Genomic DNA, 15,278 nt, shown 5'->3' with positions numbered 1-15,278 from the left:
CCCGGGACGCCCCGGCCCGGTGTCGGGCGGCCGGGGCGTCCCGGGGTGCCGGGTCAGGCGAGGTCGAACCGGTCCAGGTCCATCACCTTGGTCCACGCCGCCGCGAAGTCACGGACGAACTTCTCGCCCGCGTCCCGGGAGCCGTAGACCTCCGCCAGCGCGCGGAGCTGGGAGTTCGAGCCGAAGACGAGGTCGGCGGCGGTCGCCGTCCACAGGACCTCGCCCGTGGCGCGGCTCCGCCCCTCGTAGACGTTCTCGGTGGCCGTCGACGGCTTCCACTCCGTGCCCATGTCGAGCAGGTTCACGAAGAAGTCGTTGGTGAGAACCTCCGGCCGGTCCGTGAACACCCCGTGCCGTGACGTGCGGAAGCCTGTGTTCAACGCCCGCATGCCGCCGACGAGGACCGTCATCTCGGGGGCCGTCAGCGTCAACAGGTTGGCGCGGTCGAGGAGAAGGGTCTCCGGTGACAGCTTCTCGCCCGCCCGGAGGTAGTTGCGGAAACCGTCCGCCCTCGGCTCCAGCACGGCGAACGACTCGACGTCGGTCTGCTCCTGAGAAGCATCCGTCCGCCCCGGCGAGAACGGGACGGTGATGTCGTGACCCGCGCTCTTCGCGGCCTGTTCGACGGCCGCGCAGCCACCCAGGACGATCATGTCGGCCAGCGAGATCCGCACCCCGCCGGACTGGCCGTCGTTGAACTCCCGCCCGATCCGGTCGAGGGCCGTCACCGTCTCGGTCACCTCGGGAAGGGCGTTGGCCTCCCAGTCCTTCTGCGGCGCGAGCCGGATCCGGGCGCCGTTCGCGCCGCCCCTCTTGTCCGTGCCGCGGAAGCTCGCGGCCGACGCCCACGCGGTGGTGGCCAGCTGGGAGACGGAGAGACCCGAGTCGAGGATCCGGCGCTTGAGGTCGGCGACGTCCGCGTCGGTGACCAGGGCGTGGTCGGCCGCGGGGACCGGGTCCTGCCACAGCTGCTGCTCGGGGATCCACGGGCCGAGGTACCGCGAGACGGGACCCATGTCGCGGTGCAGGAGCTTGTACCAGGCGCGGGCGAAGGCGTCCGCGAGCTGGTCCGGGTTCTCATGGAAGCGCTTCGCGATCGGCCCGTAGACCGGATCGAGCTTCAGCGACAGGTCCGTCGTCAGCATGATCGGAGCGTGGCGCCTCGACGGATCGTGGGCGTCGGGCACCGTGCCCTGGGCCGCGGGGTCCGTGGGGGTCCACTGCTGGGCGCCGGCCGGGCTCGTCGTCAGCTCCCAGTCGTACCGGAAGAGGTTGTCCAGGAAGCCGTTGTCCCACCGCGTCGGCGCGGTGGTCCACGCGCCCTCCAGGCCGCTGGTGAGCGCGTCGGCGCCGGTGCCGCTGCCGCAGGTGCTGCGCCAGCCGATGCCCTGCTGTTCGAGGGGGGCGCCCTCCGGCTCCGCACCGATGCAGGAGGGGTCGACCGCGCCGTGGCACTTGCCGAAGGTGTGGCCGCCGATGATCAGCGCGGCCGTCTCCTCGTCGTTCATGGCCATGCGGCCGAACGTCTCACGGATGTCACGGGCCGCGGCGAGGGGATCCGGATTTCCGTTGGGGCCCTCGGGATTGACGTAGATCAGGCCCATCTGCACGGCGCCGAAAGGACCGGTGAGTTCCCGGTCGCCGCTGTAGCGCTCATCTCCGAGCCAGGTGTCCTCGGGGCCCCAGAAGACCTCCTCGGGCTCCCAGATGTCCTCACGGCCGAAGCCGAATCCGAACGTCTTGAATCCCATGGATTCCATGGCGCAGTTACCGGCGAAAACCAGAAGATCGGCCCAGGAGATCTTCCGGCCGTACTTCTGCTTGACCGGCCACAGCAGTCGGCGTGCCTTGTCGAGGCTGGCGTTGTCCGGCCAGCTGTTGAGCGGCGCGAAACGCTGCGCTCCGGAGCCGCCGCCTCCCCGGCCGTCCTCGATGCGGTACGTCCCCGCCGCGTGCCAGCTCATCCGGATGAAGAGCGGCCCGTAGTGGCCGTAGTCGGCGGGCCACCAGTCCTGCGAGGCCGTCATCACCTCGAAGACGTCCTGCTTCAGCGCCTCGACGTCCAGGGTCGCGAACTCGGCCGCGTAGTCGAAGTCCTCGTCCATCGGGCTGGCCTGGGGCGAGTGCTGGTGGAGGACCGTGAGGTCCAGCTGGTTCGGCCACCAGTCCCGGTTCGTCCGGGGACGCGTGTCCTTCGGGGCCGGGGAGGGGATTGCCGGGTTCTCGCTTTCGCTGCCGGACACGTACGTCCTTCTTCCTGTCGCGATGTTTCCGTCTGCCGGCCGCATGCTCGTGACGTCGTCTGCTTTTCAGGTGTCGAGCACGGCGACTCGGCGTCCGTATGGTCGCGCACCGGGGACCGCACTGCTAAGAGAACACGCAGGGCGCCGCCGCGTAACAAGCGGGCGAATACGAAAAGGCGTCGACGGCCCGGTTCGGCGGGCGGCGGCATTCCCGTCGCCGGAATTCCTGTGAGAAAGGTGAAATCCTATGAGCGACCTGTTGGAGCGGCTGCGGGCGCACGGCTGGCGGATGACCTCCCAGCGACGGGTCGTCGCCGAGGTCCTCGACGGCGAGCACGTCCACCTCACGGCCGACGAGGTGCACGCCCGCGCGGCGGAGCGGCTGCCGGAGATCTCCCGGGCGACCGTCTACAACATCCTGGGCGAACTGGGCCGGCTCGGCGAGGTCGTGGAGGTCTCCGTCCACGGCCGCGCGAAGCGGTACGACCCGAACGCGCACCGGCCGCACCAGCACCTGGTGTGCTCGGGCTGCGGCACGGTCCGGGACGTCCACCCGACCGGCGACCCGGTGGCCGGGCTGGCCGCCCTCCCGGCGGAGGACCGGTTCGGCTTCACGGTGACCGAGGCCGAGGTCACCTACTGGGGGCTGTGCCCGGAGTGCGCTCCGGGCACGCCGCACCCCCCACGGTGACCTCCGCCGCGGCGCCTCCGCGTCGGCCCCACGTCGGGCCCCGTTCTGTCAGAGCCCCGCGACCTTGGAACTCGCCGACAGTTCGTAGACCAGCGTGACCGTGCGCCGTCCTCCGGGCGGCAGCGTGACGTCCCACCGGGCGATGCCCTCGGCGTCGACCGCGTCGGGCGCGGGGGAACAGGCCTCCTTGCGGAGCCGTACCTCCACGGCCGAGACCTCCGAGACCGGGATCCGCTCCCGGAGCACGACCACCCGGTCGTCCGACTCACCGGGAGCCGAGAACCGGGACACGTGCAGCCGGACCGTGCGGGTGACCACCGTCCGCTGCGTGAGCCCGGTGGTGTCCCGGGTCTCCTCCGTCTCCCGGACCACCCGGTGGTCGTCGCGGCTGCCGAAGGCGAGTTCGACCGGGGCGCCGGGGGTGGTGAACCCGAGAGTGCCCCGGCCGCCGAAGCCACCGCCGCGGATCAGATCGACAGGTCCGGCGAGCAGCACGTGACCGGACAGATTGTCGAACCGGACCACCTGGGTGACCAGCGGAGACACCTCGGGGGAGCAGGCGTACTCGCTGTCGGCCGACGCCCGGAAGACGGAGAGCGGCACCCGGTGCGCCCGGCCGTCCGAGGGTACCGAGACCGGCGTGGGGGAGTGCAGCACGCGCGCCTCGCCGCCGTCGTCCACGCCGGGCAGCCCGAGGACCGGGACCGGCCCCAGGTCGCTGATGTCCTCCTCGCGCAGCTCGACGTCGACCGTGCGCCGCTCCGCCGCAGTGCGCTCCTTGAGCGTCAGCCGGTCCTCGCCCAGCGACGGCGGTTCGGTGGCCAGCGCAGACCTGGCGGTCGACAACGTGAGCCGGACGTCCGTCCAGTCCTCGCCCGTGCGCTGCCAGACCATCGCGTCGGTCTCCAGGGACACGCCGCCGCCGTCGAGCACGGCCCGGTAGGCGGGCCGCCAGAGCGCGCACGGGACGAGATGGCTCAGCCGCACCCCGACCGGCCCGGCCGCCGTCGCCTCCACCGTCAGCTCGACATGGGCCACCAGCTCGGCGGGCTCCTCCTCGGTGGTGTGCAGGGCCTCCAGGACCTCGTCGAGTTCCGCGGTCAGCGCGGACAACCGGGCCTCGGCGGTACGGAGCCGCTCGCCGTACGCCTCGCGCTCGGCGTCCACCCGGTCCAGTTCGCGGATCCAGCGCGGTCCCTCGGCCTCACCGGAGCCGGCTCCTTCGGCGATGTCGCGCAGGACATCGGCGGCGAGGCGGCCGAGCACGTCGAGCCGGGTCCGGAGCCGGTCACACTGCTGCTCCAGGGCCCGCCGCTCCTCGTCGAGGGCGTGGGCGCGGTGGCGCAGCGCGGAGTCGTCGGCGGCCGGCCTCCGCGGAGCGCGTGGCTCCCAGCCGCGGACGAGACGTACGTCGAGCACGGTGGCCGGGTGGCCGGAGGTCAACTCGGCATGAAGGGTACGGTCGACGGCCAGCGCGCTGACCGGCCCGAGCCGCAGCCGCTGGACGCCGTCCGCCAGGTCCAGCCGGACGGCGCGCTCGATGTGGGCGCGGTCCTCCAGACAGGTGACGGCGGTGACGGGGGCGGGCGTGACGGGCACGGGGGCCGCGGGCACGCGGGACGACGGCATGGCCGTGCCGGCGCCGGTGCTCGTCTTCGAGGCGGTGGACATGAGGCGTCTCAGCTCCTGCGGTTGCCGCCGACCAGGGCTTTGCCGGCCGGGATGCGAATCTCGTAACCGCCTTCGAGGGCGGCGGTGCCGCCGGCGGGCAGGTCGACCCGCCGCACGCGGGTGCCCGGGGCATGCTGTTCGGACGCCCCGCCGTCCTCCGGCGCCGTCCAGCCGGGTTGTTCCTCGATGCGTACGTCGGCGTCGGAGGTGACCGGTACCCGCTCGCGGATCTCGACGGTGGCGGGCCTCGCGAGTCCGTTGACCAGCTCGACGTGGACACGGTGGTCGAGCACGGTGACGTTGTTCCGCAGACCGGCGGTCGACTCGTTCAGACGCGTGCGACGGGTGACCCGGATGCCCTCGGCCGGCCCGAGCCCCACCCGGCGCACGCCCCCGGGAGCGAGGGTGGGCAGCGCGGTGGTCAGCAGGAAGTCGTCGTCGACGGTGACCTCCACCGGCCCGGCGAGCAGCGCCTGGTCCGTGGCGTTGGAGAGGACCAGGGTCGCGTACACGGTCTGCTCCACGGACGGGACACAGAGGTACTCGGTCCGCAGACCGACCGGGATCTCCCCGACGGTGACGGTGTGCCAGGTGCCGTCCGACGGCACGTCGGCGCGGGCGGCGGCGTCGAAGCGATGGTCGAAGGAACCGGCCGACGCACGAGGCCGTACGGCATGTCCGGGCAGTGGCAGCGAGGCCACGGCATCCGCGCGGCGGCGGTACTCGGCCGCCACCGCGTCGAAGGCCGAACCGGGGAACAGACGGCCCCGGCGCGCACTCGGCTCGTCCGGGCCGGACAGCACCAGGGCGGCGTAGTCGAGCTCGTCGCCGCTCGGCCGCGGGGGCCCGGGCAGCGGCGGCGGGGCGGCGCCCGGTGGTGCGGGAGCCGCGGGGGCCATCGCCGCGGGGGCGGGCGCGCCCGCGAAGGACCGGCCGCCGCCGCGCGGCCTGCCGCCGGGCTGGGCCGGTGCCCGCCGGGCGAAGTCGGGGGAGGCGAAGGCGTCGGGGGCGGCGCCGTATCCGCCGCCCGGCGCCGGCGGCGGTGCGCCGTAGGCCTGCGGCGCCGGCGGGGGCATCGGCGGCGTACCACCGGTCAGCGGCGGGGCCACCGGTGTGGGATCGGGTACGAAGCCTCCCCCGGCGGCCACGGGCAGCGGGGTGTCGCCCCCGGCCGCGCGGGGCGCGAGGGGGCGCGGGCCCGCGCTCGCGTATCCGGTGAACAGGTCGGCGAGCCCTGCCGGGGGTTCCCGCCAGCCGGACGGGGCCGGGACCGCCTGACGGCGGCCGATCCGGATCGAGCGGAGCTTCGGCAGGTCGGTGCGGCGCCGCAGGTCGGCGGTGGCCAGCGCGATGCGTACACCGGTCCAGTCCTCGCCGGTGCGCTGGGCGACCGAGGCGCGGAGCACCAGACGGCCCGTGCCGTCGCCCTGACGGTGGGTGAGACGGTAGGCCGGCGCCCAGACCGCGCCGGGCACTCCGTACTCCAGCTCCACCTCCAGCTCCGGTTCGGGCCGGGTCTCGGCGCGAGGTCCGCCCTCGGCCCCGGCCCCGGGTCCGCCCTCGGCCCCGGCCCCGGGTCCGCCCTCGGCGCCCCGGTCCGCTCCCCCGAGGGTCAGGACCGCGGACACGGTGGTCTCCAGGTGCGTCGAAGGCGTGGCGCTGGAAGCACGGGCGAGCCGGTCCTCGGCGACGGACAGCTCGTGCCCCGCCCCCAGCAGCTCCTCCTCCAGCTCCGCGAGCCGGGCGTGCAGTCCGGTGAGCCGCTCGTCGACGAAATCGGCGAGCTCCAGCCACGCGTCGACGGGGGTGCGGCGGTGCGGGTCGTCGCGCTTGCGCGGTGGCGGCACCGGGCGCAGCCCACCGACCTCCGCGATCAGTCCCTGCTGCCGGTCCCGGCGCCCTTGTGCCGCCGCATACGCGTCACGCAGCCGCTCGACCTCGCGTCGCAGGCTGTCCGGCGTGCCGACGGCGGTGTCCCGCGGCTCGGCGTCGATCTCCACCCGGGCCCCGGTGACCCGCAGCCCCGAGGAGCCGAGGACCCGGGCCCGCAGCGAGCCGGGGTCCAGCGAGCGCGGCAGACCCGTGACGCGCACCCGGCCGTCCGCGGGCACAGGCCCCCGGGCCAGGCGACGACAGAGTGCCCCCTGCGCGTAGACGACGACCGAGTCGAGGGCCGATCCCCACGTCGACGCCGTCCCGTTCGCACCGCTCGGTCCCGTCGACCCGACCGTCGCCCCGGTCGTCGTGTCGGCTGCCTCAGCCGTCATGCGCCCCCGCCCCCGTTCCGTCACGCCGTCCCGCTTCGTCAGCGGCGTGACGAAGCCTACGCCCGGGCACTGACACGCACCGAGGGCTTTCCGCAGGACGCACACCGGGGGCGCGCACACGCCCGGCGGGCCCGCCCGGGGAGCGCTTCCGGGCCCCTTCGGTGGTTGACCGGCCCCGGGAGTGGGACGCTGGGTGGTGGAGGTCCGTGCCGACGAGACTCGGGAGGGCCCGATGGGACGTGACGTTCCGGCGCTTGAGTTCACCCGTGAAGACCGTCGCCGGTTCCGGAACAAGATGCACACGTGCCTCGACGTGTTCGCGCGGATGCTGCGCGAGTCGCGGTTCGACTTCGAACGGCCGCAGGTCGGCCTGGAGATCGAGCTGAACGTCGTGGACGCCACCGGCGAACCGGCCATGCGCAGCACCGACGTCCTCGACGCGATCGCGGACCCCGCCTGGTCGACCGAGCTGGGCCGGTTCAATCTGGAGATCAACCTGGAACCGCGCCGGCTCAGCGCGGGCGGTGGCCCCGACTCCTGGGAGCAGGAGATCCGCGACGCGCTGAACCACGCCGAGCAGCAGGCGGCGGGGATCGGCGCGCATCTGGTCATGATCGGCATCCTGCCGACCCTGGAACTCGAGGACGCCGGTCCCGCCTCGCTCTCCGAGAACCCCCGCTACCACCTGCTGAACGAACAGATCTTCGCCGCCCGCGGCGAGGACCTGCTGATCTCCGTGGACGGCGTGGAGCGGTTGCGCACCCACGCGGCGACGATCACCCCGGAGGCGGCGTGCACCAGCACCCAGTTCCATCTCCAGGTGTCGCCGGACGAGTTCGCGGACTACTGGAACGCCGCGCAGGCCGTGGCCGGCGTGCAGGTGGCGCTGGCGGCGAACTCGCCGTTCCTGTTCTCCAAGGAGCTGTGGCGCGAGACGCGCATCCCCCTCTTCGAGCAGGCCACGGACACCCGGCCCGACGAGCTCAAGGTGCAGGGCGTGCGGCCGCGGGTGTGGTTCGGCGAGCGGTGGATCACCTCCGTCTTCGACCTCTTCGAGGAGAACGCGCGCTACTTCCCGGCGCTGTTGCCCCTGTGCGACGACGAGGACCCGGAGGAGACGCTCGGCCGCGGCGAGACGCCCGGACTGTCCGAGCTCACCCTGCACAACGGCACCGTCTACCGCTGGAACCGCCCCGTCTACGACGTGGTCGACGGAGTCCCGCACCTCCGCGTGGAGAACAGGGTGCTCCCCGCCGGACCCACCGTCGCCGACACCCTCGCGAACGGCGCGCTCTACTACGGGCTGATCCGGGCCCTGGTCGAAGAGGACCGGCCCGTCTGGTCACGGATGTCCTTCGCGGCCGCGGAGGACAATCTGCACACCGCCGCCCGTCACGGCATCGACGCGCAGGTGTACTGGCCCGGGATGGGCGAGGTCCCGGTGACCGAGCTGGTCCTGCGGCGCCTGCTGCCGCTCGCGGACCGCGGCCTCGAACGCATGGGCCTGGAGGCGTCCCGGCGGGAGCCGCTCCTCGGCGTCATCGAGCAGCGGTGCGTGAGCGGACGCAACGGCGCGGTGTGGCAGTCCGAGATGTTCCACCACATCCATGACATCGACCACGCGGACCGGCATCAGGCGCTGCGGCGGATGACGCAGCAGTACATCGAGTACATGCACCTGAACGCGCCGGCACACACCTGGCCGGTCGACTGAAGCGTACGGCGGAGGGAGGCGGGGCAGGGGCGTGATCATGACGCCTCCCGCGCCCCACGGCTCCCCGTCTCCCGGCACCCCTCCCCACGGCACGACTCCACCGGCCGCCACCCCCGGCGGCGCCCCTCCCCACGGCACCGCGACGGTCGCCTCCGAGCCGACGCCTCCGCCCCCACCACCGTCCGCCCGGCGCCCGTTACGTCAGCTGCTCGCGGCCTCCGTCGGCAACGCCGTGGAGTGGTACGACTGGTACGCGTACACGTTCCTGGCCGCCTACCTCGCGAACCAGGTCTTCCCCAAGAGCTCGGGGAACTCCCTCGTCCCCCTCCTGTCCACCTTCGCCGTCTTCGCCGTCGGCTTCTTCATGCGCCCCGTCGGCGGACTCCTCATGGGCGCGCTCGCCGACCGGCGCGGACGGCGCACCGCGCTCACCGTGACGATCCTGCTCATGGGCGGCAGCAGCCTGCTGGTCGGTCTCACGCCGACGTACGCGGCGGCCGGTGTCCTCGCGCCCGTCGTGCTCGTGATCGCCCGGCTTCTCCAAGGTCTGTCGGTGGGAGGGGAGTTCGCGGCCTCGACCACCTTCCTCGTCGAGTCGGCGGGGCGAGGCCGACGCGGTCTGTTCTCCTCCTTCCAGTACGTCTCCACCTCCGCCGGACAGCTCGCCGCCTCCGGCATCGCCGCCCTGCTGGTCAGTCGGCTGGGTGAGGACCGGATGAACGACGGGGGCTGGCGGATCCCCTTCCTGCTCGGCGCGGTGTTCAGCCTCGCCGGTTTCTGGATCCGCCGGGGTGCCGAGGAGACCCGCGGCGTCGCCCAGCGCGAGGCGCCGCGGCCGGGGCTCTTCGACGCCCTGCGTCACCACCCCCGCGCCTCGCTGCTCATCGGTGGCATCACGGCCGGCGGAACCCTCGCGTACTACACGTGGACCTCGTACCTGCCGACGTACGCGGAGCTCAACACCGGTATCGACAAGGCGGACGCGCTGCTGGCCGGGACCCTTTCGCTGGCGTTCTTCGCGCTGCTGCAGCCGGTCGGCGGACTGCTCTCCGACCGGTTCGGACGCAAGCCGTCCCTGCTGTTCTTCGGCATCGGTTTCGCGGCCCTCGCCGTACCGCTGCTGCGCGCGCTCGACGGCTCGTTCCTGTCCCTCCTGCTGGTGCAGTGCGCGGGCATGGTGCTGCTGACCGGCTTCACCTCGATCTCCGCCGCGGTGAACGCCGAGATGTTCCCCGCACGTGTGCGGGCGGCCGGGATCGGTTTCCCGTACTCGCTGACGGTGGCGCTCTTCGGGGGCACGGCGCCCTACGTCGGCACGCTCTTCAAGGAGTGGGACGTCCCCGGTCTCTTCCCCTGGTACGTGGCCGTCCTGTGCCTCGTCTCCTCGGCGGTGTACCTCCGGCTGCCGGAGACCGCCCACAAGGAACTGGAGCGCTGACCCCGCGACCTGGTCACGGCTCGGCGACCGGACCCGACTCCGGCGCTCCCGGAGCGCCGGGCGGACCCTGACCGTGGAGGGTCCTCGGAGCGGCCGCGGGCCGACGGCCCCGAAGGGCCGCCGGCCTGTGGGCGCGGGCGTGGACCGGAGAGGCCGGGAAGACGCCCTCGCCGTCGGTCAGAAGACGCTCACGCCGTACGCGCTCAGCGCTTCCGTCACCGGCTGGAAGAACGTCGTGCCACCGCTGGAGCAGTTGCCGCTGCCGCCGGAGGTGAGGCCGAGCGCCGTCGTGCCGGAGAAGAGCGCGCCGCCGCTGTCGCCGGGCTCGGCGCAGACGTTGGTCTGGATCAGGCCGTAGACGATGTCGCCACCGCCGTAGTTGACGGTCGCGTTGAGCCCGGTGACCGTTCCGCCGTGCAGACCGGTGGTGCTGCCGCTGCGCTGCACGGACTGGCCGACGGAGGCGTTGCCCGCGCCGGTGATGTCGCGGTAGGTGCCGTTGTAGAGGTAGACGCGGCCGTCCGCCGCCGAGGCGTTGGAGTGCCGGATGATGCCGTAGTCGTTGGTCGGGAAGCTGGTGCCGGCCCGGGTGCCGAGCACCGTGGTGTTGCCCGAGTTGGTGTACCAGGTGCTGCCGATGTTGGTGCAGTGACCGGCGGTGAGGACGTAGTAGGTGGAGCCACTGCGGACGTTGAAGCCGAGCGAGCAGCGCCCGCCGCCCGCGTAGATGGCCTGGCCGCCCGCGATGAGCTTGTTGAACGTGCCGGGCGTCCGCTTGATCTCCAGGCTGGCGGCGCGGTCGCCGGCCGCGTGCTTGATCTTGGCGATCTCGGCGGCGGAGACGGTGGAGTCGGCGGTGAGGACGATCTTCCCGGTCGCCTGGTCGGTGTACCACGCGGTGCCGGGCACGTCGGCTCCGCGTACGGCCTGGTCGGCGACGGCGAGCTGGGCGGCGGTGGCCCGGCCCTCCACGGACGAGGCGGCCGACGAGGAGGGCACGGCAAGCGCTGAGGCGGCGAGCAGGGCGGAGGCCACGGCGATCAGCCGTGCGCCCTTGGCCGCGCCGCCGAGGGGGGACAGACGCTTGAGGTTCACTGGATCCTCCGGTGGGGGAGTGGGGGGAACCGCTGGGTGGGCGGTCCCTTCGGCGCCGAGCGGACGGGTCCCTGGCGAGGGAGTCCGGCTCGCCATGAACCTGTCAATCTCGACAGGGGAATCCTCGAATCCGGACGGCCTGGCGACAAGAACGCCTTTCGGCCTATCTACGCGCGTCCATGTGGTTCACGCGTCGGGAGGGGTGGATCGGACCGTGAACGGAGTCGCGGTGCAGACAAGGGGGGAGGGGTGTGCACATGCTTACGGAAATTTACTGACACCCTTTCAACGACCTCTCCTCACAGGCGAGTTGGCGGCACCCGGCGCAAGGAGCGAAGCGGAAGGCGGTCTACCGATTCCCCTGCTCAGCCCCTCCCGCGCATCCCGGTCCGGCGCCTTCCGTGCCGCCGCCCCCGTGACCCGGCGGTGGGAGCGCCGGACGCCCGCCGGGGGAGTAGCACCCGCACAGATCCGGTCGCGCCCCCGCCCCGGCGGCGGGCATCCGATCGGCTCCCCGGAGGCGGCGGGAAGGGCGTCCGCGCGCTCGTGGTCCGGGCGCGGGCGCCCCTCAATGCCGGAATCGTGCCCTCCGTACGGGCTGGCCGGGTGGCCGGTTCCCGTCGTCGCTGGTCGTCTCCTCGGCGTATCGCTTCGTGTCCCGGCGTCAGAGCGCCGCGTACACCGCCTGGACGAGGGCCGTCTTCCGGGGGTCGTCCGCGATGTGCGGGCCCATGCGGTTCATCACGTACCCCAGCGAGACCCCCGATTCCGGGTCCGCCAGGCCGCAGGAACCACCGAAGCCGTCGTGGCCGAAGGCGCGCGGATTCGGTCCGTACGAGGCGTTGGGTCCGCTCAGCCAGACGCCGAGGGCGCACTCCGTGTCCTCGGCGAAGCCCGCGCCCAGGACCAGGTCCCGGCAGGCCCCCTGCCCTTCGCGGGCCCGCTCGGCGGCCGCCGCGGAGAGGATCCCGCGCTCGCCGGCTCCGCCGGGCCTGGCGAGGAGGCCGTACAGCTGGGCGACCGCGCGTGCCGTCCCGTGGCCGTTGGCCGCCGGCACCTCGGCGGCGCGCCACGCCGGGCTGTTGGCCTCGGTGGCGCCGACGAGCGGATTGGCCAGGGCGGCCTGCGCCGCGGGCTCCAGCCGGGCGAAGGCCGCCGCCTGCTCACCCGCGGGCGAGGAGCGGGGGCGGACGAGCTCGGCGACCCGGCCCGCCTCCTTCTCCGGCAGGCCGATCGTGAAGTCGATGCCGAGGGGCCCCGTGATCTCGTCGTGGAGGAAGGCCCCGGGCAGCCGGCCCGTGATGCGCCGGATCACCTCGCCGACGAGGAAGCCGTACGTCATGGCGTGGTAGCCGGACCGGGTGCCGGGCTCCCACCAGGGCTCCGTGGCCGCGAGGCGGGCCGTCGTCACCTCCCAGTCGTAGAACTCGGCGAGCGTGAGCGGCTCGCGCAGGCCGGACAGCCCGGCCCTGTGGGAGAGGAGATCGCGCACGGGAAGCTTCTCCTTGCCGGCGGCCGCGAACTCCGGCCAGTAGGCGGCGACGGGCGCGTCCAGGTCGAGCAGTCCCCGGTCCGCGAGCAGATGGGCGCAGAGTGCGGTCACGCCCTTGGTCGTGGACCAGACGTTGACGACGGTGTCGCGTTCCCAGGGGCGCGTACGGGCGGCGTCCGCCCAGCCGGCCCACAGGTCGACCACCGTCTCGCCGCGGATCTGGACCGTCACGGCGGCCCCGAGCTCCTCCCGCGTACGGAAGTTGTCCTCGAATGCCTCCCGTACGGCGGCGAAGCGGGGGTCGCAGTGCCCCTCGGTCGGCGGGGTCTCCTGCATGGCGTCCTCCATGAGCGCGGCGGTCGGGAACGGCGCGCCGGCCCGCGCCGCGGGCAACGGCACGGTCGGCAGCGCGAGTGACATCACCCGCAACATACCGACCGGTCGGACAGCGGGGAAGAGAGTGAGCACAGGGGCGTCCGGGGCACGGCGGGGTTCGCCCGGTCGGTCCCTCCACGTTGCCGGGACGGCCGACTGCCGGTTGCGTGGACCCGAGGAGTGGCACTGAGGAACGGCGCCGCAGAGCGACGCCGGGGAAGGGCGCTTCGGCAGGGAGCCGCAGAGTGACGCCGGGGGCGCCGCGGAACGGCGCCCAGGAGCAGCGCAGCGGAACGGCGCCGAGGTGGCGCCGAAGGCCCGGAGCCGCGGGAGAGAACGAGGTCGCTCGTGCCCGACTACCCCCCGATCGCCAACCACGGTCTGATCGGCGACCTGCAGAGCGCCGCCCTGATCTCGGCCGACGGCGCCGTCGACTGGTTCTGCGCGCCCCGGTTCGACTCGCCGAGCGTCTTCGCCTCGCTGCTCGACCAGGAGCGTGGTGGCCACTTCACCATCGCCCCCGCCCACGACGACGTCACCGTCCGCCAGCTGTACCTGCCCGACACGGCCGTCCTGATCACCCGCTTCCTCACCCCGGAGGGGGTGGGCGAGGTCGTCGACTTCATGCCGGTGAGCGACCGGCCCGACGTCCCCACCGACCGCCACCGCCTGGTCCGGGCCCTGCGCGTCGTCCGCGGCACCCTCACCTTCGCCGTCGCGTGCCGGCCGCGCTTCGACTACGGGCGCGCACCCCACACCCTCGCGCTCGACGGCGCCGCCGCCACCTTCCACGGCCCCGGCCTCGACGTCCATCTACGGAGCAGCGTGCCTCTGGAGGCCGACGGACAGGACGTGCGCGCCACCGTCACCCTCCGGCACGGCCAGACCGCCGGGATCGTCCTGGAGACCTCCGCCCCGGGAGCCGGCGCGTCCGAGCCGGTCACCGAGGAGTCCGTGCAGGCGGCGCTGGAGGAGACCCGTGTCTACTGGCACGGCTGGATGCGCCGGTGCCGCTACCGGGGACGCTGGCAGAGCATGGTCAACCGCTCGGCCATCACGCTCAAGCTCCTCATCTACGCCCCGTCCGGCGCCCCGATCGCCGCCCCCACGATGGGGCTCCCCGAGCAGATCGGCGGCGAACGGAACTGGGACTACCGCTACACCTGGATCCGCGACGCGTCGTTCTCGGTGCGGGTCCTGCTCGACCTCGGCTACGTCGAGGAGGCCGACGCCTTCCGCCGCTGGCTCGGCAGCCGCGGGCGGGCCGCCCGCCCGCCGGGCGGCGAGCCGATGCAGATCATGTACCGGGTCGACGGCGACCCCCAGCTCTCCGAGGAGGTCCTCCCGCACCTGTCCGGCTACCGCGACTCCTCCCCCGTACGCGCCGGGAACGGAGCCGCCGACCAGCTCCAGCTCGACATCTACGGCGAGTTCGCCTACGCGATGACCCACTCGCAGGACCTGGCCGAACTCGCCGGGTACGAGGGGTGGAAGGGGTTCGCCGCGCTCCTCGACTGGCTCTGCGACCACTGGGACCGCCCCGACGAGGGCATCTGGGAGACGCGCGGCGGACGCAAGGACTTCACGTACAGCCGGATGATGTGCTGGGTGGCCCTGGACCGCGGCATCCGGCTCGCCCACACGTACGCCCGCCCCGCCGACCTCGCGCGCTGGACCGCGCAGCGCGACGCGATCCTGGTCCAGGTCATGGAGCGCGGCTGGAACCCGGAGCGGAAGGCCTTCGTCCAGCACTACGACAGTGAGGTGCTCGACGCGTCGCTGCTGCTCATGCCCCTCGTCGGCTTCATCTCGCCCAAGGCGCCCTCGTGGCTCTCCACGCTCGACGCCATGGACCGCGAACTCGTCACCGACAGCCTCGTCTACCGCTACAACCCCGAGGCGTCCCCCGACGGACTGCGCGGCTCCGAGGGCACCTTCTCGCTGTGCAGCTTCCTCTACGTGGAGGCCCTCGCCCGGGCCGGCCGCCTCGACCAGGCCCGCTACGCGATGGACAAGATGCTCACGTACGCCAACCACGTCGGCCTCTTCGCGGAGGAGATCGGCCGCACCGGCGAACAACTCGGCAACTTCCCCCAGGCGTTCACCCACCTCGCCCTCATCACCGCCGCGATGGCCCTCGACGAGGAGCTGGACAAAGCCGCCGACCGGACCTAGGTCCCGGCATCCGTGCCGGACGCCCACACCGGAGCCGGTGGGATTCGACGCCGCCTGCCGTGCGGAGAAGGATGGGTCGGCCGAGTCCGGCGGTGGTCGGTCCGGGTGCGCTGCTAG

At 73.1% G+C, this 15,278-nt stretch carries 9 protein-coding genes; 4 read left to right on the top strand and 5 right to left on the bottom strand.

Translation table 11 applies throughout. The annotated features are described in order from the left end of the window. Positions 1–53 precede the first annotated feature (53 nt). On the bottom strand, positions 54–2,243 hold the full coding sequence (katG, locus tag OG392_RS04390) for a catalase/peroxidase HPI (protein ID WP_329275785.1): 2,190 nt from the start codon (positions 2,241–2,243) through the stop codon (positions 54–56). Between the two features lie 247 nt (positions 2,244–2,490). Here katG and OG392_RS04385 point away from each other — a divergent pair, with 247 nt between their 5' ends. Then, the gene (locus OG392_RS04385; protein ID WP_329275783.1) at positions 2,491–2,934 is read left to right on the top strand and encodes a Fur family transcriptional regulator; all 444 of its coding nucleotides are present in this window, start codon (positions 2,491–2,493) and stop codon (positions 2,932–2,934) included. A 48-nt stretch (positions 2,935–2,982) separates the two neighbouring features. Here the strand turns inward: OG392_RS04385 and OG392_RS04380 are convergent, their stop codons facing one another. Together OG392_RS04380 and OG392_RS04375 are read right to left on the bottom strand one after the other, a co-directional pair. Next, complete coding sequence (locus tag OG392_RS04380; protein WP_329287060.1) at positions 2,983–4,563, bottom strand: mucoidy inhibitor MuiA family protein; 1,581 nt, start codon at positions 4,561–4,563, stop codon at positions 2,983–2,985. 50 nt (positions 4,564–4,613) lie between these two features. Continuing rightward, positions 4,614–6,872: a DUF4139 domain-containing protein gene (locus tag OG392_RS04375; protein ID WP_329275782.1), complete on the bottom strand. Its 2,259-nt coding sequence runs from the start codon at positions 6,870–6,872 to the stop codon at positions 4,614–4,616. 232 nt (positions 6,873–7,104) lie between these two features. Between OG392_RS04375 and OG392_RS04370 the strand changes: the two genes are divergently transcribed. Next, positions 7,105–8,586, top strand: coding sequence for a glutamate--cysteine ligase (locus OG392_RS04370; RefSeq protein WP_329275779.1), 1,482 nt, complete (start codon positions 7,105–7,107; stop codon positions 8,584–8,586). Between the two features lie 37 nt (positions 8,587–8,623). Next, a complete protein-coding gene (locus tag OG392_RS04365; RefSeq protein WP_329275776.1) occupies positions 8,624–10,024 on the top strand; it encodes an MFS transporter in 1,401 nt (466 codons plus the stop codon). Positions 10,025–10,201: 177 nt separating this feature from the next. On the opposite strand, the gene OG392_RS04360 is transcribed toward OG392_RS04365, so the two are convergent. Then, positions 10,202–11,119, bottom strand: a complete 918-nt coding sequence (locus OG392_RS04360; RefSeq protein ID WP_329275773.1) for a S1 family peptidase — start codon at positions 11,117–11,119, stop codon at positions 10,202–10,204. Between the two features lie 664 nt (positions 11,120–11,783). Then, entirely contained in the window at positions 11,784–12,959 is a 1,176-nt protein-coding gene (locus OG392_RS04355) for a serine hydrolase domain-containing protein (protein ID WP_443055059.1), read from the bottom strand. A 375-nt stretch (positions 12,960–13,334) separates the two neighbouring features. Here OG392_RS04355 and OG392_RS04350 point away from each other — a divergent pair, with 375 nt between their 5' ends. Beyond that, positions 13,335–15,161 carry a glycoside hydrolase family 15 protein gene (locus tag OG392_RS04350; RefSeq protein WP_329275770.1) on the top strand — a complete coding sequence of 609 codons (1,827 nt, stop codon included), beginning with the start codon at positions 13,335–13,337 and terminating at the stop codon, positions 15,159–15,161. Positions 15,162–15,278: the final 117 nt, after the last annotated feature.

The sequence above is a fragment of the Streptomyces sp. NBC_00691 genome (assembly GCF_036226665.1).
GTDB lineage: Bacteria > Actinomycetota > Actinomycetes > Streptomycetales > Streptomycetaceae > Streptomyces.
Note: the sequence above shows the minus strand (reverse complement) of the source record. Positions and strands in the feature narration are given on the sequence as shown.